Below are 23,158 nucleotides of genomic sequence, written 5' to 3'. Positions count from 1 at the left end.
AAAAGGATGTTGTCATTTTATAAAAAAATAACGGCAATTTTAGCAGCAGTGATGATGCTCTTCGTTCCATGGACTTCACCGCAAGCGCATACAGAAAAATCGGAGACCGACTTAATCATTTATCAAAACATTCCGGAAGTAGATGTGAAAGTCGATGGAAATAAAATTTCGCTGCGAGCGCTTCATGTTCATCGGGAAGGATATTTCACCGAAGTAACCGAAGGGCTAAGATGGAAATCATCCAATAAAAAGGTAGCTACTGTGGATGATCATGGTGTTGTTACTTTCCTCGAAAAAAGCGGAAGAACGTTTATTACAGTGACAGACGGAATGCAGAAAGACCGCATCGCTTTTGAGTTTAAAACCGCTCCTGCATCGAAAAAAAGCGGCAAACAGAACGTGAAAGTGACCGTTGTCAAAGAAAAGGGAAGCCGCTATGACATTATTCAAAAAGCGATAGATGGACTAACGTTGGAAGAAAAAATCGGGCAAATGCTGATGCCGGATTTCCGCAATTTCAATGGGAAGCCTGTCACTGCCATGCTTCCGGAAATCAAGGAACTGATACAAACCTATCATATTGGCGGCGTCATTTTATTCCGTGAAAATGTGGTGACGACGGAGCAGACGGCAAAGCTCGTCGCGGACTATCAGCAGACGGCTGAAAAGTTTGGGTTGCTTATGTCGATAGACCAGGAAGGCGGCATTGTGACGCGGCTGCAGTCAGGGACGAATATGCCGGGGAACATGGCGCTGGGGGCGACTCGTTCCGAACAATTGGCTTACAAAGTAGGGCATGCGATTGGCGAAGAATTATACGCGCTAGGCATTAACATGAATTTAGCTCCTGTTTTAGACGTCAACAATAATCCCGATAACCCGGTGATCGGCGTCCGTTCGTTTGGCGAAAATCCAGAGCTTGTCGCGGAACTGGGGGTATCTTATATCAAAGGATTGCAAGACGGCGGAATTGCCGCTACCGCCAAGCATTTCCCAGGACATGGAGATACAGCTGTCGATTCCCATCTTGGGTTGCCGGAAGTGCCGCATGACCGTGATCGTTTGAAGAAAGTTGAACTATATCCATTTCAAAAAGCGATGGAAGCGGGAGTTGATGCGATTATGACCGCTCATGTCACGTTCCCGAAAATCGATGATACGAAGGTGATTTCGCAAAAAGACGGGACGGAAATTTCGCTTCCTGCCACTTTGTCGTATAAAGTGCTGACCGGATTAATGCGTGAAGAAATGGGATTTGATGGTGTCATTATTACCGATGCGATGAATATGAAAGCGATTAGCGATCATTTTGGATCGGTGGATGCGGCGATAAGAGCGGTTCAAGCTGGTGCTGATATTGTGCTCATGCCGGTGGGACTGGAAGAAGTAGCAAGCGGATTAAAGAAAGCAGTGCAAAACGGCGACATTTCGCAAAGACGGATCAACGCCTCCGTAAAACGAATTTTAACGTTAAAAGTGAAACGCGGCATTTTTAAACAAGAAACCCCGCCTGATCCGCAAGAAATCGTCGACCATGCTTTGCGAGTTGTCGGTTCGCAAGAGCATAAACAAGTTGAATCCGAAGCCGCAGCAAAATCGATTACACTTGTGAAAAATGACAATGTATTACCGCTTCAAGCAAACGAAATAAACAACCTTGTCGTTGTAGGAAATACGATGATGGAATCATTAGCGGAAGCAATACAGACCTACATTCCAAATGCAACTGTCATCCAAGCGGCGGCTCCTTTAGATGAGGCGCAGCTGCAAAAAGTGAAAGAAGCAGATGCGGTCATTGTCGGCACGTATACTTCGAACGTCTCAGGAAGGTTGCCGTCGAGCCCGCAAATGAAAATGGTGCAGCAAATTATCGCAAACACAGATGCTCCTATCATCGCAATCGGGATTCGCAATCCGTATGATGTGATGTCCTATCCAAATGTGGATGCCTACCTCGCGCAGTACGGTTTTCAGCAGGCAAGTTTCCAAGCGGCAGTAGATACGATTTTCGGAGTAAATACACCGACTGGCAAACTTCCGGTAACGATTCCAAGTTACGATGGCGGCGTACTGTACGAATACGGCCATGGTCTCACTTATTAAAAAGGGGGCGGTTTCATGCAAAAGCGATGGTGGATTGTTTTTACGACAGTGATCTTGAGTTTGTCGCTGTTTACTGGTGTATTGGCAAAAGGCCCATCAAAAGAGAAAAGAAACCAAAAACTAGAGCTTGGTGTAGAAGTGCTATTAAAGGAGAAAAAGTACTTAATTAAAGGAAAACGGGTTGGGCTCATTACCAATCCAACTGGTGTTGACGAGCGCCTAAATAGTGTGGTGGACCTCCTTTACAATGACCCTGACATCCAGCTTGTCGCTTTATATGGTCCGGAACATGGCGTGCGTGGCAGCGCTCAAGCCGGCGAATATGTTCCGTTTTATATCGATGAAAAAACTGGTCTTCCTGTATACAGCTTATATGGACCGACGAAAAAACCAACACCGGAAATGCTAAAAGGAGTTGACGTGCTTCTTTTTGATATTCAAGATGTCGGCACCCGCTTCTATACGTATATTTATACGATGGCGTACGCGATGGAAGCGGCCAAAGAAAACAATATTCCATTTATTGTATTAGATAGGCCAAATCCGCTAGGCGGCATGAAAGTAGAAGGGCCTGTACTCGATCCGAAGTATTCTTCCTTTGTTGGCATGTATCCGATTCCGCTGCGCCATGGAATGACGGTAGGAGAGCTTGCTTTGTTGTTCAACAAGGAGTTTGGCATCGGTGCCGATGTGACGGTTGTGAAAATGAAAGGCTGGAAGCGTTCCATGTATTACGATGATACAGGGCTGCAATGGGTATTGCCGTCTCCGAATATGCCGACGTTAGATACTGCGCTTGTGTACCCGGGAGCGGCTCTCATCGAAGGAACGAACGTATCGGAAGGCAGGGGAACGACAAAGCCGTTTGAGCTTATCGGCGCTCCGTTTATCGACAGTATCGAATTGGCGGAGAAACTAAATGCCCTGCATCTGCCAGGCGTTATTTTCCGCCCAGCCAGTTTCACGCCGACTTTTTCAAAACATAGCGGAAAATTAACACATGGCATCCAAATTCATGTGACGGATCGTCATGCGTTTAAACCAGTAGAAACCGGTCTATCCATTGTCAAAACCATTCATGATTTATATCCAGGTCAATTTGCCTTTAGCCAAGAAAACAGCCAAGGTATTTCGTATTTCGATCAGCTTATTGGCAATGGCTGGGTGCGTCAGGCGATTGAAGACGGAATGCCGGTGGAAGAAATGAAACAAAAATGGGAGAAAGATGTAGAAACATTTATGAAGATCAGAAAGAAGTACTTGCTTTACTAATGAGAGGGGCTCCCTCTCTTTTTTATGCAAGAAGACTTCAAAACCAAAATAATGTAACGAGGGTGAATCAATAGACTCGCTCTCGGCTGTTTTAAAGCGAAAAAGCAATGATTTACCGGAATGTTTCTAATTAACGGGATTCTTTTTTGGATCGAGTGTTTGAATGATTTTTAGCAAATTTTTTTCGGACATAGCGGCACATTTAAGTGTATAATCGGAAGGATGTTACCAAATATATAAAAATATTACATTTGAGGCAAACAAGGAGTTTTTTAATTTCGGTTGCAATATATTTTAAGTACAAGGAAAGGGGGAATTAGATGAAAACAATTGCTCATCCGCAAATGAAGACGAAGAGATGGAAACAGACTGTATGGAGTACGTTAGTTATTATTGTCTTCGCTGTGGTCGGAATCGTTATGTTTGTAAACGCTTACATAAACCGTTCGCTTCCGCAAACAAAGGGAGAACTTTCTGTACCGGGATTGTTGGCGGAAGTGAAAGTCGTTCGGGATGAAAACGGTGTTCCGCACATTACCGCGAAAAATGAGCATGATTTATTTTTTGCCCAAGGTTTTGTTCAGGCACAGGATCGTCTGTTTCAAATGGATTTAAGCAGACGGCAGGCGTCGGGCCAATTAAGCGAAGTGATTGGCGAGGCGACGGTCAAGCGCGATAAATTTTTCCGCACGCTCGGATTGCGCCGCGCCGCGAAAGCCTCCTATGACGCATATAACGAAGAAGCGAAAAAGGTGCTGCAGGCGTTTGCCGACGGTGTCAACGCCTATATCGAGCTTGCCAAACAGGAAGGGAGGCTGCCGATTGAGTTTCGGCTGCTTGGCTATGAGCCGAAGCCGTGGACTCCGATAGATTCGCTAACGATTGGAAAGTATATGGCCTTTGACTTAGGCGGCCATTGGCAAGGGCAGGCGTTCCGCTATTGGACGCTTAAAAACTTGCCGAAGGAAAAAGCGTACGATCTATTTCCCTCCTATCCCAAAGACGCACCAACGATTGTGCAAGCATACAAAGATGTACAGCTTTCCGTTGAAAAAGCGTTTGCGTCCGCTGTCATTCCGCGGGAATGGAATGGTAGCAACAACTGGGTAGTCAGCGGTAAGAAAACAAAAAGCGGCAAACCTCTTTTGGCGAATGATCCTCATTTATCGCTAAGCACCCCGTCCATTTGGTATCAAATGCATTTGCAGGCCCCCACCTTGAATGTCAGTGGAGTGATTTTCGCAGGAATCCCAGGCATCATTTTAGGACATAACGAGCATGTAGCGTGGGGCGTGACAAACACCGGACCGGATGTGCAAGATTTATATATCGAAAAAAGAAATCCAGCCAACAAGCGGCAATTTTTGTACAACGGAAAGTGGGAAGACGCGAGGGTCGTGAAAGAGCCGATCAAAGTCAAAGGCGGCAAAACGATTCCATATAAGGTGACGATTACAAGGCACGGTCCTGTCATTTCCGATTTTGCATATAAAGATGACAATATGGCGTTCTCACTATGCTGGACGGCGCTGGATCCATCTACAGAGCTGCAGGCCATCTTGGAAATGAATAAAGCAACGAACTGGCAGCAGTTTGAAAAAGCGCTCGAGCATTTCCATGTTCCGACGCAAAACTTTGTTTTTGCGGCAAAAGACGGAACGATCGCGTATAAAGCAAACGGGAAGATTCCGGTTCGCAAAAAAGGAGACGGTCTGCTTCCGGTCCCAGGATGGACGGACGAATACGAATGGATCGGATTTATTCCGTTTGACAGGCTGCCGCGTGTGGTAAATCCAAAAGAAGGATTTATTGCTACGGCGAACAACAAGGTGATAGGAAATCACTATTCATACCATATCAGCCACCACTGGGCGCAGCCGTGCCGTTATATGCGGATTGCGCAAGTGCTTGAAAGCAAAAATAATCTCACGCTCGAAGACATGAAAAAGCTGCAAATGGATCAAACCAACTTATGGGCGAAAGAATTTGTGCCGGTATTGGTGCAAGCGGTGGCTAGCGAGCCGCTTTCCAAAATCGAGCGAAAAGTGCTCGCCGAGCTGCGCAATTGGGATTATGTCGATCGCAAAGACGATGCCGCCCCGCTGATTTTCCATTTGTGGATGAAAGAAATTCCGAAAGTTTTGTTCCGTAAAGATATTCCGCCACAAGTGGATAAGTTGTTTGAAGGAAAACAGATGGTGGTTGATGAGTTGCTGCGGCGGGCGGCGAAAGGAGATGTCTCGCCATGGTTTACGGAAAACGGCGGATTTGCCCGTGTGCTTGCGACAGCGCTGCATCATGTTACCGACCAGTTGGCGGAAAAATACGGCGCTGACCCGTCGAAGTGGAAGTGGGGAGACTATCATCGACTTTACTTTGCCCATCCGATGTCAAGTTCCTCCCCGTTGCTGCAGTTTTTCTTCAATCGGGAAAAGCCGGTTTCTGTCGGCGGCAGCCAAGTGACGGTGCAGGCAGCGAGCTTCACGGACGAAGGCATTGTCAACCATGGCGCTTCCTGGCGGTTTGTCATCGATGTAAACGATATCAAGCATGGCTACCATATCGTCGGGCCTGGTCAGGCGGGGCATTTCAGCAGCCGCTGGTATCATGATCAAATCGATGATTGGGTGAAGGGAACATATCATGTGACAACATTAGGGAAAGTAGAAGGTGGGGATGTACTTACTTTAACACCAAAAGAATAGTTGCCACAAACAAGAGCCTATTCCTTTTTTCTTAGCAGGATTGTTTCCACGCTAGACGAATGTATAAGTCAAGCAATGTATATAGGGGAGGAGAAATGGATGTGTTGCATATTAAGAAGATAAGGTCGATTTACTGTTTGTTGGGAGCAGTTATTGTTTTTGCTTTAACGTCGTGCAGCGAGGAAGCAAAGCAACCAACGCGGGGGATAGAATCCCATGCGGAAGAAACAAGCGGGGCAGAAAAACCACCGGTTCATGTGGACGAGAAAGTTATTCGCAATATTGACTGGCAGGTAAGCCCCGTTTTCTCAGCAGGCGGCTATCAAATGAGAGGCGTGCCTAATAAGGTCGCCTTTATCGATGCGCCATTCTTTGCCAATCAAAACGGCAAATATATGTGGCATTTCTGGGGCGATTCCATTCCGGAAGGAAAGCTGACGATCGTGGCAGTAAAAGAAGGCAGCGGCGCTATCACACCTGCATTAACATGGGACGGAAAAAGTGTTTGGACAACACGCGACCTAGGAGGCCCAAATAACGGAGCAGATGCCCATTTGCCGTCGAATATGATGCTTGGCGAACGAGGAAAATGGGCGTTGCTTGTCTACATTGGGGATACGTTTTGGGATTATGTGGTGGTGGAAGTGAAATAACGGATTGGAGATAAACACCCTTGCCCTTCTCCTTAGAAGCAGGGGAAGGGTGTTTATATTTTCTATTATTCTCCGACATACCTTCGCAGCACACGATCGACCGCACTCCCGTATGTTTCCCCGAATAAGTTCAAATGCACAAGCAAATAGAAAAGCTGATATAATTGTTTCCGTTCATGATAATCGGAAGAAAGCGGCATGAGTTCGTTGTACGCTTCATAAAAGCGGCTAGGGAACCCGCCGAACAGTTCAGTAAAGGCGATTTCGAATTCATAGTGTCCGTAAAACACAGCGGGATCGATCAAGTAGGGAACACCGTTTGCGCCGACGAGCCAGTTTCCGCCCCACAGGTCGCCGTGCAATAAGGACGGAGAGCAATCTTTTGGCAACCAGCGTTCCAAAGAGGAAAGCAACTTCTCAAGCTTATTTCGCCGCTGTAGAGGCATGTGCCCTTTTTGTTCCGCAAGCCGAAGTTGCGGAAGCAGGCGGCATTCGTGGAAATAATCGATCCAATTGTCGTACCATCCATTTTTTTGCGGTAATAGTCCAATATAGTTGTCTTCCGCAAATCCAAATGCCAAGCCGCGGCATTGATGAAGGCGGGCGATGCCATGCCCGAGCTGTTCGGCCGTTTTGTTAGTTTTCTTTCCTTCAATCCATTCTAAAACCAAAAACCCGTACTCCTTCGCTTCTTTCATGCCGTAAACGAACGGAACGCGGATGGCGTTAGCGTTTCGAATGGTCTCCAATCCTGTCTGTTCACATTCGAAAAAACGGTGTGGAAAGGTGCGGCGCATTTTTATAAAATATGGCTGCTTTTCGCTTTGAACGTAGAAGGCGTCATTGATATCGCCTCCGTGCACGCGGCGGTATTGTTGAATCGGGGAGAAATCGCCGATCGAATGTAGCGCTTCTTGCAAGATCGCTTCCACCTTCACCGGCCATTCCCCGCTTTCCATTCATCGTTGATCTCGCGCAGCACATCGCCGATTTTCCGCTTGTTGATGACAACGTCGGCGATGTCATCAAGTTCAGTCGGTTCCCAGTTGACGATCGCGATTTTCGCTCCGTTTCGTTTGGCGACGAGCGGAAGCTGATTGGCAGGCGATACTTGCAAGGAAGAGCCAAGGATGATCAATACATCCGCTGTTTGCGCTGCTTGCCATGCTTGCTCGAGCGCCTGTTCCGGCAGCATTTCGCCGAACAGGACAACGGACGGGCGCAAAAAGCCTCCGCATTCGCACGTAAATCGATGCTCCAGATATACGATGCTGTTAAACGTGTTGCCGCACTGCTGGCAATGTACCGTCCGTAATGAACCATGCAGTTCAATGACGTGACGGCTTCCGGCCTGCTGGTGAAATCCATCAACATTTTGCGTCACAATTTCCTGAATAAGACCGCGCTGCTGCCAATCGGCTAAAATCATGTGCCCTTCGTGCGGCCGGCATGCTTGCAGCGTACGAATGCGGTATTGATAAAATTCGATAAATGCCTGCCGATGGTGCTCGAGCGCGTAGGTGCTAGCGAGCTGCTGCGGATTAAACCGTGTCCATAGCCCCGTTTTTTCCGAGCGAAAGTCGGGAAGCCCGCTTTCCGTCGACATCCCGGCTCCGGTCAGCACCACGGCGTGACGGGATGACATTAACCATGACGCAATCATATTTCCCCTCTCCTTTACGCATAAGTAGGTACTTCTATTTTATATGAAATCGAAAAAATTCCCTATCTTCATCTTTCGACAATCATTTCGCTTTCTCTTTTTTCCAATTTTCGCTATGATAGAGATGGTAATAAAAATTAGGTAAGGAGGCGTGATCATGAGCAAAAAAGTATTGATTGTAACGGGGGATGCGGTAGAAGCGTTGGAAGTGTATTATCCGTACTATCGCCTGCTTGAAGAAGGTTATGACGTCACGATTGCCGCGCCAAAGAAAAAGAAATTGCATACCGTGGTCCATGATTTTGCCGACTGGGATACGTATGTAGAAAAGCAAGGGTATTTGATTGACGCGCATGCAGCGTTTGCTGATATCGATCCAGCGCAATATGACGGACTGGTCATTCCAGGCGGGCGCGCGCCGGAATATATACGCCTTGATGAAGATTTGCGGCGTATTGTGCGCCATTTCTTTGAAGCGAATAAGCCAATTGCGGCGATTTGCCATGCGTCGCTCATTTTTGAAACAATGCCAGATGTGTTGAAAGGCCGCAGCTTAACGGCTTACATCGCGTGCAAACCAGGCGTAGAAGCGTTAGGGGCAACGTATGTATCGGACAGCACCATACACGTCGACCAAAATCTTGTTTCTGCTCATGCTTGGCCGGACTTGCCTGCCTTTATGCGCGAATTTCTCCGTTTGCTTCAAAAATAAGGAAATAAACGTCCCCTCAAGGCAACTTGAGGGGACTTATTTATGTCAAGCAAATAATAGAATCATTGCTACGCATTCGGAGTTTTAAGTGGCTATGCCTTTTGTTTCTTCTATTTTCGCTTTTTGCACTTTTGTTGCTAAATATACCCCGAATAGCACAATTATGCCGCCGATGAGCTGGGAGGCGGAAATGCTTCCGCCAAGCAAAAAGGTGATGACCGCGGTAAATACGGCGATCAAATTTAAATAAACGCCGGCATAGCTCGGTCCGACTTTTTTGACGGCTATATTCCAAAATAAAAAAGAGAGAACGGACGGAAACAAGCATATGTAGCTAATGCCGATGATACCGGTTTTACTGACTTCGGCGAGCGGAAATGGCTGTAAGCATAGAAACGGCAGTAAGAGGATAATGCTGAAAAATACCGAACAAGTTGTTGCCGTAATCGGCGGGACGGCTAGTTTTTTGCCGATAATCGAGTAAAGCGCCCAGACAACGCCGGCAAGCAGCATCATCAAATCGCCGCGGTTATAGTTGGTTTGGAAAATCCATTGTAAATGCCCGTTCGTTAAAATAAACAAAACGCCGACAAGCGAAAGAAAAAAGCCGATGAGATTGAGCCACGTCACCCGTTCTTTTAAAAGAAAATACGATAAAATAACGATAGTTGCTGGATTCAAGGCATTGACGATCGCCGCGTTCATCGGCGATGTATATTCAAGCGCCCTGTACAGAAGTAGATTATAGCCGGTAATGCCAAGAATGCCAGTGATCATGAGCGGAAGCCACCATTGTTTGACCACTTCTTTGTAGCGCGGACGTTCCCATAAATAAGAAATAGGAAGAAGAAAAACAAAGGCGACGCTCCAACGGATAAATGTCAGCCATAAAGGCCCGGTTTCTGTAATGACATACTTGCCAAAGATGTAATTTCCCGCCCAAAATAAATTGGCCAGCACTAAAAAAGCTTTTTCCCTCATCACAGGCCTCCCATCCCTCTTTTTCTTTATTGTACTAAAATTTGGTCGTTCGCGGAGACAAAAATTTTTTCAGGTGATATTCGTCTGGTTGCAACAATCATTGCGTGAAGTTGGTGAAGGGATGGCTTGCGGAATCGACGGCTGTGAGTAAATTTCCATCCTTTTCTTTTTTTTAATAAGATAAGGGTTGTCTTTTTTCCTTTAATAGGATAACATGTGTACCGTAGAAGATTTTGAGATGGATAAAAATGTAAAAGAAAGGTAGATTGTAATGGCATTACCAAGTGGTGCAACAATGAACATTACGATTCGTCTTCAATTTGAAAAAGATCGTGTCTTATTCAGCGATATCGCCGCAGCGATTGGGAAAGCAGGCGGAGACATTGTCGGGATTGACGTCATTTCCTCAAGCAAAGTACATACCGTACGCGACATTACCGTCAGTGCGTTGGATACAAAGCAATGTGATCTTATTATTGAAGCGCTTAAAAAAATTCAAGGTGTTAAAATCATTAACGTATCAGACCGGACGTTTTTGATGCATATCGGCGGAAAAATTGAAACGAAATCGAAAATCCCGGTCAAAACGCGCGATGATTTATCGAGAGTGTATACTCCGGGAGTGGCGCGGGTGTGCACGGCAATTGCACAAGACCCAAGAAAAGCGTATTCGCTGACGATTAAGCGCAATACGGTTGCGGTCGTTTCGGACGGCACAGCGGTATTGGGGCTGGGCGACATCGGCCCTTACGCGGCGATGCCGGTGATGGAAGGAAAGGCGATGCTGTTTAAACAGTTTGCCGGGGTCGATGCCTTTCCAATTTGTTTGAATACGAAAGATACGGAAGAAATCATTCAAATTGTCAAAGCGATTGCGCCGGCGTTTGGCGGCATTAACCTTGAGGATATTTCGGCACCGCGCTGTTTCGAAATTGAAAAACGGCTAAAAGAAGAGCTTGACATCCCAGTGTTTCATGATGACCAGCATGGTACAGCGGTGGTGTTGCTTGCCGGATTGTTAAACGCGCTCAAAATCGTCGATAAAAAACTAGAAGATATTAAAGTCGTATTGACAGGAATCGGCGCCGCAGGAATTGCCTGCACGAAAATCCTGCTGGCGGCTGGCGTGCGCAATATTGTCGGTGTCGACCGCTACGGCGCCATCCATCGCGATGAAAAATACGATAATCCGTATTGGCAGGAATATGCGCAAATAACTAACCCGGACAACGAAAAAGGAAGCTTGTCCGATGTCATCGCCGGTGCAGACGTGTTTATCGGCGTTTCCGCTCCAGGCATTTTGAAGGTGGAAGATGTGAAAAAAATGGCGCGCGACCCAATCGTGTTTGCCATGGCCAACCCAGTGCCGGAAATCGATCCAGAACTCGCCGAACCGTATGTCCGCGTGATGGCGACAGGGCGCTCGGATTATCCGAACCAAATTAACAACGTGCTATGCTTCCCTGGCATTTTCCGCGGTGCGCTTGATTGCCGCGCCAAAGAAATCAACGAAGAAATGAAGCTCGCTGCCGCGAAAGCGATCGCTTCCGTCGTCACGGAAGACGAACTCAATGAAACTTATATCATTCCAAGCGTATTTAATAGCAAAGTAGTAGAACGAGTGCGGCAAGCGGTCATCGAAGCAGCGTACCGGACCGGCGTGGCGCGGAAAGATAATATTCCTTTAGGGGGATATACAGGGGAGTAAAAATAAGCGGACATTATCCTCTGACAATTGCAAAATAATAGCTGCGGCCTTTTCTCGATATTCCATCGGGGAAAGGCCGTTCAGTTTTTCTTGAAAGCAACTTGTGATGTAAAAATGAATTATATTCAGACCCACGAAATACAACTTCGCAGGCTTGCCTCTAGTGCAAGCTCATCCAGCGATAAAACCTCCAGACCATCGCCATAAACAGCGAATACCCAACAAACGAATATATGTGTTTCCATTCAGAGCTGTGGACAAACCATCCTATTGTCTCTGCCTGTTTTTCGATCCATGTCATCAGCAGGCCCATTGCGATGAGAAAACCTCCTCGTTGCCATGGATGAAGCCTTGCCATGACGTAAAGAAAAAAAGTGACAAAGAGCGGCAGGCCGATTAAGGTGAAGGAAAGATCAATCGAAAAAATGGCTGGGAACGGCCTGTGTGGGAAATGGTACCATCCATTTCCGACAAAATAAAGGTCTAAATATGTTCCAATCCATGACGCAAAGAAAAGCGTAGAAATATAGGCAGGAGCGCGCTTAGTGCGAATGAAAGAAGGTGTTTTTGGCGATGATCGCCAGTTCCATTTTTTCGAGCGTTTCACAATAGGCATGGGTAATCTCTCCATTTATTTGTTCGTTTGATTTCACAAGGTATTCCACAACATTCCAATCATCAAACCAGTCGCCGCGCTCCGCTTCTTCATGGACAACATTTTTCCATGCATATAGGAGTCGCGGGCTGTAAATTCGGGGCACCCCCGGCTGTATTTGACAATCTTTAATCCGCCGGCGGTATGGTTGCCTAGGGGCCAATTCCCAAACATCATTGAACAGATGGGGCCAATAATCTTTCCGTGTCCCGGTATGGGGGTGAAGCGAAGCCCAGCGGAACACTCTTTCCAATGTGTCGCTGTTTTGAAACAGCAACGAGTACAGCCGCTTTCCTAATAAAATCCGTTCATGCAGCGAATGGAATTGATGGAGCGTTTGACCGATGAGAACGGTATTTCCTTGTTGATCCTCGTACGGAAACAAAATATGGTTTAAGCTGAGAAAATCTTGCAGTTTGAATTCGATGGTATGGAAGACGCTTTTTTGAAAAACGGGATTTTGGATAACCCGTTTTTCCAAATAATTTTGCTCGTTAATGACCAGGGCAATGGCAAGAATATAAGGATCGCCGCGGCGCCAAAAATGGTTCCAAATCGTTTCCATGAAGGTCGATACGTGAAACATTGGGAGAAGATAAAACAGCGGTTTTCCCCGTTTTTTGCTTTCCTCATAAAGTAAAAATTGTGGATAGACATCTTGAAAAATAAGCCAGTTTCCGCGTTCCAAAAAGGAGAAGAAAGCTTGCCGTTCCTCCTCGGTCAATAAATACAGCAGCAGTTCCCCTTTTAAATCCGTCATATTCCAGCCGCCGTTTCTCGATACCATATGTCCTAAAAAAGCCCAATGAATTTCCGGGTGCCGCTTGTAAAAGTCCAGGTATGCCGCTGTTCTTGTGACGTTGTTTTCGTTTTTCTCCTTTGTCCGGGCTGCTATTTGCTGCACGAGCTGTTTTTCTTCCATTGTTAGATTGGCCTCTTTTACAATATCGCTCACCCCTTTCCTCTTTTTCTTTAACTCATTTTTGATCTCAAGAAGCAATGGGGAGAGGGAAGGAGTTTTCTTTTTTGCCCAAAACATGCGAACCACTCCTTCTGCGAATCGTTTTGCCGGTGCGGGAATAAGTATTAGAGGAGGATTATATATTACTAGGAAGGGATGGCGAGTGTGACATACAGCATGCCAGGCGAAATAGGCAGACTTGTAGCGATAGTGAAACGAGAGCAAGCTCCCGATGGATCTTGGCGCTACCCATTTGAAACTGGCATTTCTACCGATGCTTATATGATCATCTTATTACGCACGCTGGAAATAAATGATGAAGATTTGATTCGGAAGCTGGTGGAACGAATTGAAAGCAGGCAGGAGGGCAATGGGGCGTGGAAGCTTTTTTACGATGAAGGAGAAGGGAACCTCACCGCGACGGTGGAGGCGTATTATGCGCTTTTATATTCTGGATATCGAAAGAAGACGGATCCACATTTGCAAGCGGCGAAACAGCGAATTTTAGAAATGGGCGGAATCGAAAATGTGCATATGTTCGCGAAGTTTATGTTGGCCATGACTGGGCAATATCGCTGGCCGAAGTTTTTTCCGATTCCAGTTGAATTTTTGCTGCTCCCGCCTTCATTTCCACTTCATTTTTTTGATATTTCTGTGTATGGGCGGGCCAACCTCACACCGCTGCTCATTTTGACCGATAACAAATATTATCGAAAAACACGAAAGAGTCCTGACCTTTCCGATTTGTTTCTGTCGCGGGCCGAACGCGGCGAAAAATGGGGACTGCGTGCCGATCGTTTGTTTCTTTCGTACCTCAAACAAGCGCTCATCGGGCTGCCAAAGCAGATTCACGCCGTTGCGAAACAGCGTGCCGTCCGATATATGCTGCAGCGTTTGGAAGCGGATGGAACGTTTTATAGTTATTTTAGCTCGACGTTTCTGATGATTTTTGCGTTATTGTCACTGGGATATCCAAAGGATCATCCGGTCATTGTCAAAGCGGTCGAGGGACTCAAAACGTTTCGTTGTTCCATCAATGGACATACGCATATGCAATATACTACAGCAACGGTTTGGAATACCGCTTTAGCCAGTTACGCCCTGCAGGAGGTGGGCGTACCACCGTCCGATGCCGCCATTGAAAAGGCAAACCGCTATCTTCTTTCCCGCCAGCATTACCGATACGGAGATTGGGTCGTGCACAACCCTTACAGTTTGCCAGGGGGATGGGGATTTTCCAACATAAATACGATCAATCCTGATGTGGATGATACGACTGCTTCGTTGCGGGCGATTTACAGCCAGGCGTCCAAAAAAACTTCGTTTCGCCACGCCTGGAACAGAGGCCTTCATTGGCTGCTTTCCATGCAAAATGATGATGGGGGATACGGCGCATTTGAGAGAAACGTCAATAAACGTCTGTTTCATTATTTTCCTATTCAAGGAGCGGAGTTTTTATTGACAGACCCATCGACAGCGGACTTAACGGGAAGGACGCTGGAATTTTTGGGGACATTTGCGAATTTGACGAAAGATCATCCACCTATCGCGCGCGGGATCAAGTGGTTGATCGACTATCAAGAAAAAAATGGGTCGTGGTATGGTCGGTGGGGGATTTGTTATATATACGGTACATGGGCGGCGGTAACCGGAATGATCGCTGTCGGTGTTCCCCGGACGCATCATGCCATCCAAAAGGCGGCGAAATGGCTATTAAGCATTCAAAACAGCGATGGCGGGTGGGGAGAGTCGTGTAAAAGCGACAGCGCAAAAACGTACGTACCATTGCGGGCAAGCACTACCACTCATACCGCCTGGGCGCTAGATGCCTTGATCGCTGTCTTTGATCAACCAATTCCGGAAATTCAAGCCGGGATTAAATTTCTGCTTCAATCTATAAAAAAAGAGGATTGGACGGCTTCGTATCCGACAGGTCAGGGGATGGCTGGCGGATTTTATATTCACTATCATAGTTACCGCCATGTATTTCCGTTGTTAACGTTAAGTCACTATGAAAAGAAATTTGGATTGCTTCCGATTTGAAAATTAATTCAAGAAGATTTGATTTATCTTTATCAAGTGGCTAACCTAAAAAATGTAAAAAAACAAGTGTTTGGACAAGAGCGGAACTTCGATGAGCAACAAAATCCAAAATTGTTTTATAATTGCAGTAAACCTGATATATCAACAAAAATTACGTATTTTTTAACTAAAGCAAAAAACACAACTGCCGCTTTACTGCAAAACTTAGTATACTGATAATGTTTAGCGTAAAACGTTGATACATCAATATGTTGTTATTGTTTAAAAAGAGGTTTTATCTGAATGTAGTGGGATATAAAGCTACTAGAACCCCATGTTATAAGGCATGGGGTCCTTGTTTTGTCCGAACGTAGAGAGATGTAAAGGAGTGAGGGGCTATTTTTTGTTAGAGAAATATTTTTCTAAAAAGACAAAATAATGGTATAATTTTCAAGGATAATAGTTTTTGCAGTATACAAAGAAATAGACGGAGGTCATTTATGAGGATACGCGACTGGGATCGGAATTTAAAAATGCGTCTATTTGGTGAGGCGCTCGTCAATATCACTTTTTGGATGTTTTTCCCGTTTATGGCGATATATTTTACTGAATCGTTTGGGAAAGATAAGGCAGGAATCTTGTTAATCATCTCGCAGCTTTTTTCCGTGATTGCTAATTTAATAGGAGGGTATTGTGCGGATGCGTTTGGGCGTAAACGAATGATGGTGCTGTCAGCCTATAGTCAAGGGGCAGCGTTTTTCTTTTTTGCGCTTGCAAGTTCGCCATGGTTTACTTCGCCGCTGGTCGGTTTTATTTGTTTTACGATCGCAGGAATTTGCGGATCTTTTTATTGGCCTGCAAGCCAGGCAATGGTGGCGGATGTCGTTCCAGAAAAAGACCGAAGCAGCGTATTTGCCGTGTTTTATACGTCCATCAACATTGCAGTGGTGATCGGTCCGATGATTGGTGGAATTTTTTACGAAAACTATCGCTTTGAACTATTGCTTGCCACCGCGTTTTCGTTTTTGCTGCTCGCTATGCTCCTTTCCAAATGGCTCCGCGAAACGGTTCCAGCGCAAGGAAAAGCAAGGTTAGCACGCGGGAAGTGGCATGAGTTTTTACGACAACAAGTCCAGCAATATAGTGTGATTGTACGTGATCGAATATTCCTATTGTTTATCATTGCCGGTATTCTTGTTGCACAAACGTTTATGCAGTTGGATTTACTGATTCCTGTGTATACGAAAGACACTGTGGAGAGACAAACGTTATTTTCGTTTGGTGATTGGTCGGTTACCGTTGGCGGAGAGAAAGCGTTTGGCCTTCTTATTTCGGAAAACGGCCTTCTTGTTGCACTGTTTACGGTATTGGTGACGAGATGGATGTCGCGTTATCATGAGCGCACGGCCTTTATTGGCTCTTCCATTGTTTATGGAGTGGCTATTTTCCTATTTGGCCAAACCATATCGATTTGGGGGCTTATTTTTGTGATGGCGCTGTTTACGTTTGGCGAACTGATGACAGCAGGAATCCAGCAAACATTTATTTCTAAATTGGCTCCTGAGGAAATGCGTGGCCAATATTTTGCGGCTGCGAGCTTACGCTTTACGATCGGGCGGATGATTGCCCCGCTTTCGATTACGGCAACGATATGGCTCGGGTATGAATGGACATTTTTCTTGTTAAGCATGCTTTCTTTCATCAGCGCAGCTTTATATACGGCGATGTTTCAACAGTTTGAAAAGCGGCGCGAGAAGCGGGCTGCGGCGTCATTATAAATGGTGAGGAGGAAGGGCATTATCCGTCATGGAAGATCGAACTGGTAGAAGCGGGGGTGGATGACGAGGAGTGAGTTTGCCGAATGGGTGAGAGCGTATGATGAGCACGGTATTTTGAAATTTCAGCAACCGCTCTCGAAATGATAAAGAACGGGTCACTTTTCATTTCAAGTCCGCTTCATTGGAGCAGCGTTAAAGAAACGGGGGTAGAAACAAACCGCATCGCCAAGTGCAAAACATTGGCATGCGGTTTTGTACACGTTTTATAATAAAAAAAGCTAAAGATGCACTTGTTGCTCCCTCAACATAAATTCCCTGATTCTGTCATAAAGATGAACTAGAATACAGACAACAGGAGAGGGGAAGCTCGGTGAAACAGCGTGTATCTTTAGAGGGAACCATACAGGGGGGCAATCGGCAAGAAAGAGAAACAAAGGATGCCGGAAGCGGTGCGGCGGCATTGGCGCGCTATGAGCAGCGGAAGCAAGCGCGTCTTTTAATGCGAGAGCGGCGGAAAAAGTATTACCGCACCTTCTTGCGTACGGCTTTGGCCATAGCGGCAGTGTGGATGATTGGTGCGTTAATATGGAAAGGATACATCACGTTGAAAAACGCTGCCAGTAGGGAAATGGCCGTGATGCGCCTTGAGGATGCGCTCAAAGATAAAGATGTTGCCGCGCTGCAAACGTATCTTCGTGTGCCGGACAAGACGATTCCGGTCAATGAAAAGACGCTCGCACCGTTGTTTTCGTACTTAGACGCGCACCCAAAAGCATATGAAACACTCGAACGCGACTTTGACAAACAGCGCAACATGAAGCATGTATACATAAAAGGATTGACGTCGAAGCCGCCCATTTTCACCATCAAAGTGTTTGGGGACCGCTATGTGTTTGAACCAACCTTATACTTTATTAACATTCGGTTGAATGAGCCGAATGATGAAATTTTTATTAACGGCGAGAAAGTAGAAGGGGAACCGACAAAAGATCCATTTGTGAAAAAAGTCGGCCCGTATTTGCCTGGAACATATACTATTGCGGTCAAGAAACAAGAAAAGCAGAATAGGGAAGCGAAAGTTCATTTATTTGGCGGTGCGCGTGTGCATGAAGTGGATTTAGCGAAAGAATAAAGATCCTTCGGCAAATGGAAGGATCTTTTTTTTAGTAGGAAAAGACCGCCTGGACGGTGGCTTTGATGATAATATCTTGCGTCTGAATCGGCGGAGCGGTTGAAGATTCTGCTAGCGTGGCCACTGATGAGTAAGGTGCCCGCGGGAAAGAGGGAGCGACGCTTTCTTCTTTGATTTGCAGCGGTATGTCGTGCATCGGCAGACCGATGGTGCGGGCGATGACGATCGCTTTTTCTTTGGCGTTTTTCACCGCCAGCATCAGCGCCTGTTGATAGTAAGGCTGTTCGTAAGCGAGGCGGAATTGGATGTGACGGGCGATGTTCGCGCCGTTGGTGACGGCGGTGTCGTAAATATTGCCGACTTTTTTTGTATCTTTGACGGTAATGTCGAAAATATGCTCGACTTCATAGCCGGTCAAGGTGTTTGTTCCATCAGAGTAATTATATTTCGGATAAATGGAAAACGAGGCGGTATCGATGTCCTCTTCACTGACCCCGATTGCTTTTAGTGCACGGATAACGTCGTTAGCGCGCTTTGCGTTTTCCGCGAGCGCTTCTTGGACGTTGGCGTGTTCGGTTCGGACCCCAAGAGTGATGATGACCGTATCGGGCTTTGCCGTGACCGCTCCCTGGCCCGTCACGGTGATCGTTTGCGCCATTGGTTTGGTTCGCTGCATCGGCATATACCATTCTTGCATGTCCTTTCTCTCCTTTCCCGGTTATGCCGCTTTGCGGTCATCATAATCATGGATGCGCCAGTAGTAGACGCGCGGTAGCCCGATATAACACCAATATTCTTTTAATAATGTCACTCCGACAAAATATACCATCTGCCAATCAATCTGTTTCATCCGTTTCTCTCCTTTGTCAATCCTTTTGTTAAAGCATATTCGTCCGCAGCGTTGTCCTATGCGCCATTTCCATCGAAGCAGAAAATCAAGATGAGGATGAAACAAAATGGTCATTTATACGTATGAAAAAAAGAGGACATGTTATAATGGAAGTAAATAAGAAGAAAGGGATGAACGATGAAACAGCTGTTGAAAACGTTATGGCGCTGGTTTGTTTCATGGAATATAGGAGTCGTGGTGGCCGTCATCGTGTTTTTTCTCGCCGATTTTCATTTCCTTCCTTCCTTTTTATCGGGAATGGGGGCGATGTTCGTTACATCCGCGATGATGAAAAGACGAGGTCATCGCATCACGGCGCAAGAGATGTTCAAAGAGGAAAAAGCGTATATTCGCTCCCAGATCCATGAAGCGCGGAAACAGTGGAAACAAATGCGGCGCGCCCGTTACCGCCTTCGCTCGCTGGGGATGTGGCAAAAAATCTCGCGTATGTGCATGATCGTCGACAAAATGATTCGTGCGGTGGAGCAGCATCCGCATCAATTTCGCATCGCTCAGCCGTTTTTCTTAAATGAATTGCCAATGGCGGTGACGATGATCGAAAAATATGTGTATTTAACCAATCAGCCTGTACGCAGTCAGGAGATGAAAGAAGTACTTTGGAAAACGGAACGGCTTCTCAATGAACTGGCGGAGACAGCAGAAAAACGGCTTCTGGAAATACTTTCAAATGACGTGTTTGATTTACAAGTCGAGGCGAAAATGCTCGAGCAATCGCTAGAGCAGCAAAAGCTTTCGGAAACGATGCAATGGAGAAAGGAGAACGACTATGAAACCGTCCGATAAGGTGCCAGACGGTGATCTGCAATATCCAGAGTGGACAAGCTCACTTGACTCGCTGCTAGAAAACCCGTTTTCCTTGCCGAACGAGCAGCCCGAAACGGCCGTAGAAGAGCAAAAGCAATCGACGCGGCTCATTGATACGTTAAAGCCAGAACATCGCGATAAAGCGCTTCAGCTTGCGAAGCAAATCGATCCGCGCAACCAGCAGGCAATCATCCAATACGGGGTGGCGGCGCAAGCGGAGCTGTCTAAGTTTTCCCATACGATTCTCCATCATGTGCAAACGAAAGACGCGGGTCCTGTTGGCGAAGTGATCAGCGATTTAATGACGAAAATTAAAGAGGTTAATCCGGATGATTTGCTTCCGGCGAAAAAAGGGCTGCTTTCGCGGCTGTTTGGCACGGTGTCGAAATCGCTGCAGGGGCTTGTTGCCAAGTATCAAAAAATCGGCGTCGAAATTGATAAAATCGCCGATCAGCTCGAGAAACACCGGCAGATGCTGTTTCGCGACATTATGATGCTAGAGACGCTGTATGAAAAAAATAAAGAATACTTTGATGCGCTAAATATTTATATCGCCGCGGCGGAATATAAATTGGAAGAATTGCGGACAAAAGTGATTCCGGAAAAACGCGCTCAGGCAGAACGGTCGGGAAACCAAATGGAAATGCAAGAAGTCAACGATTTGCTGCAGTTTGCCGATCGTTTGGAAAAGCGGATTCACGATTTAAAATTAAGCCGGCAAGTAACGATTCAAACGGCTCCGCAAATCCGCATGATTCAGCATATGAACCAAACGCTCGTCGAGCGCATTCAATCGTCGATTTTAACGGCGATTCCGCTATGGAAAAACCAAGTCGTGATCGCCTTGACCTTATTCCGCCAGCAAAAAGCGGTCGAGGCGCAAAAGCAAGTGGCGGAAACGACGAATAACTTGCTGCTTCGCAATTCGGAAATGTTGAAAACAAACAGCATTGAAGTCGCAAAGGAAAATGAGCGCGGGCTCATTGACATTGAAACGTTGAAAAAAACGCAGGAAAACTTGGTGTCTACCTTAGAGGAAACGTTGAAAATTCAGGAGGAAGGCCGCCGCAAGCGGCTACAGGTCGAACGGGAGCTTGTGACGATGGAAGAACAGCTGAAACAGACGCTATTGTCATTAAAACGCAACGATCGATGAAGGAAAAGCTGACCTCATTTGATGGGGTCAGCTTTTCTATTTCTCGTCATCATGATCAGCTTCACGGCGGACGTCGAATTCTTCCGCCATCTCCGTTTGCCATTTATGTCCAAATAAAGGTACACTTTCTTCTTCTTGGCCGCGAAGGATGAAGCGTTGGACATAAGCATGGAACAACACTTCACCGAGCGCGACAAGCAGCGCGGAAAAGAATGCAGCGTTTAAAACCGCGGCACCGCTGCCATCGTAAAAAGCGCCAATGCCGATCCATACGCCGACAAAGGCGAGGCCGAAGTCCGCAATCGTCGCTGACAGATTTCCAAAGCGCGGGAGGAGGTATAAATCGCCGAGCACGTAAGCAACGAGTGTCATCCACAGGCTGAACCATAACAGTTCTGCTGAGGAGATGCGTAAAAATAACGGGACGATCGCAAAAAAGACGGTAGCCAGCAACACGTACTTTAATGCAAGTGCGATTAAATGTCTCATTTCTATACGCCATCCTTTAACCGAACATTATTCAGCCGGGAAATTTGGTCCTTCCAATTTTTTATCCCCGTATCCAGGTTGTTTTTCGCTATTTTTTTCAGATTGCTGCTTTTTTTGTTGCTGTTCGAGATTGTTGTTTTGCTTTGGTTGTTTCATGATGTTCATCCTCTCTTCCATAATGGTTTACCATTAGTTTGCCGTCTTGGTGCGAATGTATGCATGCAATACCCATAAACTTCCTCTTTTTATTTTGCCTCGTTGTTCCACATTAATAGTGAGCGGGAATGAACAAGGAGGAATGTGGTCATGGAAAAGAATGAACAGTTGCAGATTGCAGGAAGACAATACGCGCCATCCGATGAAGAAGCGTCGTCTTTTTTCGATGCTGCGCTGGCACAAACGCATGAGCAGGTGAGCGATGTGTATGCGGAAGGGACAGTGGAAGCGGTCATCGATAACGTGAAGGGAAAAGACATTCCTCTTTCCGAGGAACGAAAACAGTAACAGCGGAGCGTCAAGGCGGAAAAAGCCTTGACGTTTTTTCATCTCTTCGATTTATAATAGAGGTTGTACAATTTATTCAACAGGGAGAGAGACAGAAGTGTGGTTGGCTGCTGCTGTGATGACCGCGGTTTGTTTCGGCATTAACAATACGCTGTTTAAATGGAGCACGCGCCATTCCATGTCGAAACAACATATTCAGTTTTATTTTTATATGGTGGCGTTTAGCATCATGGCGTTGTATGGATGGATGGCAAAATCGCTCCATCCGAGCGCGGCATCGATGATGCTCGGGGCGCTGATCGGGATTTGCAATGCGACGGGAAACATGCAAATGACCGCGGCGTTTGAGAAAGGGCCAGCCAGTTTGACGGCACCGCTTATTGCCGTCAATGCGATTTTTCCGGTGCTGGCAGCGGGGATGATTTTTGGCGAACATATTCCGCTTTTACATTGGATCGGCATTTTATGTATGTTATGTTCAGCCGCAATCATTCAATATACTCCGAAAGTGGAGAAAGGAGATTACGAATACATACCTTGGCTGCTCCATATCGCCATGGCGATCGTTTCGTTTGGAATAGTAGGAATTTTAATGAAGTGGTGCTCGGTCGTCGGAATCGGTTCGCTTGACTTGCTCACGGCGATGTATGGAGGCGGCGGACTGTATTTATATTGGAGCTGCCGTAAAACGATTGTCCAAAAACGGGAGTTTCGTGTTGGCGCAATGGTGGCTTTTTTCAGTGTCATCGGTTTTAGCTGTTATTTTTATGCGCTTACGACGGGCGTTGCATCGGTCGTCTTTCCTGTTGTCAGCTTGAACTGCCTCATTGTCGTTATTTTAGGCTGTTACTTATTCAAGGAAAGACTAAAAGCGTACCAGCTGATCGGCATTGCGGCTGCCTTATGCGGATTAGTTTTGACAAAATTGTAGGAGAAAAAGGAAAGAAAAA

Annotated in this window: 22 protein-coding genes and 1 pseudogene; 14 read left to right on the top strand and 9 right to left on the bottom strand. The window is 46.3% G+C overall.

Features of this window, described 5'->3' with window-relative positions:
* The first annotated feature begins 6 nt into the window (after positions 1-6).
* From AC1WMD_RS08200 to AC1WMD_RS08185, 4 genes are all read left to right on the top strand, one after another.
* The gene (locus tag AC1WMD_RS08200) at positions 7-2,103 is read left to right on the top strand and encodes a glycoside hydrolase family 3 protein (RefSeq protein ID WP_043905098.1); all 2,097 of its coding nucleotides are present in this window, start codon (positions 7-9) and stop codon (positions 2,101-2,103) included.
* 15 nt (positions 2,104-2,118) lie between these two features.
* Positions 2,119-3,375 carry an exo-beta-N-acetylmuramidase NamZ family protein gene (locus tag AC1WMD_RS08195; protein ID WP_043905097.1) on the top strand — a complete coding sequence of 419 codons (1,257 nt, stop codon included), beginning with the start codon at positions 2,119-2,121 and terminating at the stop codon, positions 3,373-3,375.
* 320 nt (positions 3,376-3,695) lie between these two features.
* Positions 3,696-6,080, top strand: a complete 2,385-nt coding sequence (locus AC1WMD_RS08190) for a penicillin acylase family protein (RefSeq protein WP_043905096.1) — start codon at positions 3,696-3,698, stop codon at positions 6,078-6,080.
* Positions 6,081-6,175: 95 nt separating this feature from the next.
* Positions 6,176-6,733 (top strand): DUF4871 domain-containing protein, encoded by a 558-nt coding sequence (locus AC1WMD_RS08185; RefSeq protein WP_043905095.1) that lies wholly within the window; start codon positions 6,176-6,178, stop codon positions 6,731-6,733.
* A gap of 65 nt (positions 6,734-6,798) precedes the next feature.
* Here the strand turns inward: AC1WMD_RS08185 and AC1WMD_RS08180 are convergent, their stop codons facing one another.
* Positions 6,799-7,671, bottom strand: coding sequence for a fructosamine kinase family protein (locus AC1WMD_RS08180; RefSeq protein WP_494256701.1), 873 nt, complete (start codon positions 7,669-7,671; stop codon positions 6,799-6,801).
* Entirely contained in the window at positions 7,668-8,396 is a 729-nt protein-coding gene (locus tag AC1WMD_RS08175) for an NAD-dependent deacylase (RefSeq protein ID WP_043905093.1), read from the bottom strand. The genes AC1WMD_RS08180 and AC1WMD_RS08175 overlap by 4 nt, the downstream gene beginning before the upstream one ends.
* Before the next feature lie 157 nt (positions 8,397-8,553).
* Between AC1WMD_RS08175 and AC1WMD_RS08170 the strand changes: the two genes are divergently transcribed.
* On the top strand, positions 8,554-9,108 hold the full coding sequence (locus AC1WMD_RS08170; protein WP_043905092.1) for a DJ-1/PfpI family protein: 555 nt from the start codon (positions 8,554-8,556) through the stop codon (positions 9,106-9,108).
* A gap of 84 nt (positions 9,109-9,192) precedes the next feature.
* Here the strand turns inward: AC1WMD_RS08170 and AC1WMD_RS08165 are convergent, their stop codons facing one another.
* On the bottom strand, positions 9,193-10,089 hold the full coding sequence (locus tag AC1WMD_RS08165; RefSeq protein ID WP_494256640.1) for a DMT family transporter: 897 nt from the start codon (positions 10,087-10,089) through the stop codon (positions 9,193-9,195).
* A gap of 271 nt (positions 10,090-10,360) precedes the next feature.
* Here AC1WMD_RS08165 and AC1WMD_RS08160 point away from each other — a divergent pair, with 271 nt between their 5' ends.
* A complete protein-coding gene (locus AC1WMD_RS08160) occupies positions 10,361-11,797 on the top strand; it encodes an NAD-dependent malic enzyme (protein WP_494256638.1) in 1,437 nt (478 codons plus the stop codon).
* Between the two features lie 160 nt (positions 11,798-11,957).
* On the opposite strand, the gene AC1WMD_RS08155 is transcribed toward AC1WMD_RS08160, so the two are convergent.
* Positions 11,958-12,413, bottom strand: coding sequence for a CBO0543 family protein (locus tag AC1WMD_RS08155; protein ID WP_494256636.1), 456 nt, complete (start codon positions 12,411-12,413; stop codon positions 11,958-11,960).
* Positions 12,340-13,491: a DUF2515 domain-containing protein gene (locus AC1WMD_RS08150; RefSeq protein ID WP_494256635.1), complete on the bottom strand. Its 1,152-nt coding sequence runs from the start codon at positions 13,489-13,491 to the stop codon at positions 12,340-12,342. The genes AC1WMD_RS08155 and AC1WMD_RS08150 overlap by 74 nt, the downstream gene beginning before the upstream one ends.
* 78 nt (positions 13,492-13,569) lie before the next feature.
* Here AC1WMD_RS08150 and shc point away from each other — a divergent pair, with 78 nt between their 5' ends.
* From shc to AC1WMD_RS08135, 4 genes and pseudogenes are all read left to right on the top strand, one after another.
* On the top strand, positions 13,570-15,456 hold the full coding sequence (gene shc, locus AC1WMD_RS08145; RefSeq protein ID WP_494256634.1) for a squalene--hopene cyclase: 1,887 nt from the start codon (positions 13,570-13,572) through the stop codon (positions 15,454-15,456).
* Positions 15,457-15,465: 9 nt separating this feature from the next.
* Positions 15,466-15,552 (top strand): annotated as a pseudogene (locus AC1WMD_RS18670) (CRISPR-associated endonuclease Cas2); the annotation flags it as partial.
* 383 nt (positions 15,553-15,935) lie between these two features.
* On the top strand, positions 15,936-17,213 hold the full coding sequence (locus tag AC1WMD_RS08140; protein ID WP_494256633.1) for an MDR family MFS transporter: 1,278 nt from the start codon (positions 15,936-15,938) through the stop codon (positions 17,211-17,213).
* 370 nt (positions 17,214-17,583) lie between these two features.
* A complete protein-coding gene (locus AC1WMD_RS08135; RefSeq protein ID WP_494256631.1) occupies positions 17,584-18,345 on the top strand; it encodes a TcaA second domain-containing protein in 762 nt (253 codons plus the stop codon).
* Between the two features lie 31 nt (positions 18,346-18,376).
* Here AC1WMD_RS08135 and AC1WMD_RS08130 read toward each other — a convergent pair whose 3' ends face one another.
* Both AC1WMD_RS08130 and AC1WMD_RS08125 read right to left on the bottom strand, forming a co-directional pair.
* The gene (locus AC1WMD_RS08130) at positions 18,377-19,042 is read right to left on the bottom strand and encodes an SIMPL domain-containing protein (RefSeq protein ID WP_494256630.1); all 666 of its coding nucleotides are present in this window, start codon (positions 19,040-19,042) and stop codon (positions 18,377-18,379) included.
* 21 nt (positions 19,043-19,063) lie between these two features.
* A complete protein-coding gene (locus AC1WMD_RS08125) occupies positions 19,064-19,195 on the bottom strand; it encodes a hypothetical protein (RefSeq protein WP_494256629.1) in 132 nt (43 codons plus the stop codon).
* 177 nt (positions 19,196-19,372) lie between these two features.
* On the opposite strand from AC1WMD_RS08125, the gene AC1WMD_RS08120 reads away from it, so the two are divergent.
* Entirely contained in the window at positions 19,373-20,038 is a 666-nt protein-coding gene (locus tag AC1WMD_RS08120; protein WP_494256627.1) for a 5-bromo-4-chloroindolyl phosphate hydrolysis family protein, read from the top strand.
* Positions 20,022-21,215 (top strand): toxic anion resistance protein, encoded by a 1,194-nt coding sequence (locus AC1WMD_RS08115; protein ID WP_043905084.1) that lies wholly within the window; start codon positions 20,022-20,024, stop codon positions 21,213-21,215. The genes AC1WMD_RS08120 and AC1WMD_RS08115 overlap by 17 nt, the downstream gene beginning before the upstream one ends.
* A gap of 36 nt (positions 21,216-21,251) precedes the next feature.
* Here the strand turns inward: AC1WMD_RS08115 and AC1WMD_RS08110 are convergent, their stop codons facing one another.
* Entirely contained in the window at positions 21,252-21,704 is a 453-nt protein-coding gene (locus AC1WMD_RS08110; RefSeq protein WP_043905083.1) for a YndM family protein, read from the bottom strand.
* A gap of 27 nt (positions 21,705-21,731) precedes the next feature.
* A complete protein-coding gene (locus tag AC1WMD_RS08105) occupies positions 21,732-21,860 on the bottom strand; it encodes a hypothetical protein (RefSeq protein WP_260676066.1) in 129 nt (42 codons plus the stop codon).
* A gap of 150 nt (positions 21,861-22,010) precedes the next feature.
* Here AC1WMD_RS08105 and AC1WMD_RS08100 point away from each other — a divergent pair, with 150 nt between their 5' ends.
* Both AC1WMD_RS08100 and AC1WMD_RS08095 read left to right on the top strand, forming a co-directional pair.
* A complete protein-coding gene (locus AC1WMD_RS08100; protein ID WP_043905082.1) occupies positions 22,011-22,208 on the top strand; it encodes a YozQ family protein in 198 nt (65 codons plus the stop codon).
* A 97-nt stretch (positions 22,209-22,305) separates the two neighbouring features.
* Complete coding sequence (locus AC1WMD_RS08095) at positions 22,306-23,139, top strand: EamA family transporter (RefSeq protein ID WP_494256624.1); 834 nt, start codon at positions 22,306-22,308, stop codon at positions 23,137-23,139.
* The last annotated feature ends 19 nt before the right edge of the window (positions 23,140-23,158 follow it).

It is taken from the genome of Parageobacillus sp. NEAU-HV-2, assembly GCF_059115485.1.
This window is presented reverse-complemented; position numbering and strand designations above follow the sequence as displayed.

Coding starts and splice junctions, on each gene's coding strand:
- AC1WMD_RS08200 (WP_043905098.1), top strand. CDS start 7: ATGTTGTCATTTTATAAAAAAATAACGGCAATTTTAGCAGCAGTGATG.
- AC1WMD_RS08195 (WP_043905097.1), top strand. CDS start 2,119: ATGCAAAAGCGATGGTGGATTGTTTTTACGACAGTGATCTTGAGTTTG.
- AC1WMD_RS08190 (WP_043905096.1), top strand. CDS start 3,696: ATGAAAACAATTGCTCATCCGCAAATGAAGACGAAGAGATGGAAACAG.
- AC1WMD_RS08185 (WP_043905095.1), top strand. CDS start 6,176: ATGGATGTGTTGCATATTAAGAAGATAAGGTCGATTTACTGTTTGTTG.
- AC1WMD_RS08175 (WP_043905093.1), bottom strand. CDS start 8,396: ATGATTGCGTCATGGTTAATGTCATCCCGTCACGCCGTGGTGCTGACC.
- AC1WMD_RS08170 (WP_043905092.1), top strand. CDS start 8,554: ATGAGCAAAAAAGTATTGATTGTAACGGGGGATGCGGTAGAAGCGTTG.
- AC1WMD_RS08165 (WP_494256640.1), bottom strand. CDS start 10,089: ATGAGGGAAAAAGCTTTTTTAGTGCTGGCCAATTTATTTTGGGCGGGA.
- AC1WMD_RS08160 (WP_494256638.1), top strand. CDS start 10,361: ATGGCATTACCAAGTGGTGCAACAATGAACATTACGATTCGTCTTCAA.
- AC1WMD_RS08155 (WP_494256636.1), bottom strand. CDS start 12,413: ATGCCTATTGTGAAACGCTCGAAAAAATGGAACTGGCGATCATCGCCA.
- AC1WMD_RS08150 (WP_494256635.1), bottom strand. CDS start 13,491: ATGTTTTGGGCAAAAAAGAAAACTCCTTCCCTCTCCCCATTGCTTCTT.
- shc (WP_494256634.1), top strand. CDS start 13,570: ATGGCGAGTGTGACATACAGCATGCCAGGCGAAATAGGCAGACTTGTA.
- AC1WMD_RS08140 (WP_494256633.1), top strand. CDS start 15,936: ATGAGGATACGCGACTGGGATCGGAATTTAAAAATGCGTCTATTTGGT.
- AC1WMD_RS08130 (WP_494256630.1), bottom strand. CDS start 19,042: ATGCAAGAATGGTATATGCCGATGCAGCGAACCAAACCAATGGCGCAA.
- AC1WMD_RS08125 (WP_494256629.1), bottom strand. CDS start 19,195: ATGAAACAGATTGATTGGCAGATGGTATATTTTGTCGGAGTGACATTA.
- AC1WMD_RS08120 (WP_494256627.1), top strand. CDS start 19,373: ATGAAACAGCTGTTGAAAACGTTATGGCGCTGGTTTGTTTCATGGAAT.
- AC1WMD_RS08115 (WP_043905084.1), top strand. CDS start 20,022: ATGAAACCGTCCGATAAGGTGCCAGACGGTGATCTGCAATATCCAGAG.
- AC1WMD_RS08110 (WP_043905083.1), bottom strand. CDS start 21,704: ATGAGACATTTAATCGCACTTGCATTAAAGTACGTGTTGCTGGCTACC.
- AC1WMD_RS08105 (WP_260676066.1), bottom strand. CDS start 21,860: ATGAAACAACCAAAGCAAAACAACAATCTCGAACAGCAACAAAAAAAG.
- AC1WMD_RS08100 (WP_043905082.1), top strand. CDS start 22,011: ATGGAAAAGAATGAACAGTTGCAGATTGCAGGAAGACAATACGCGCCA.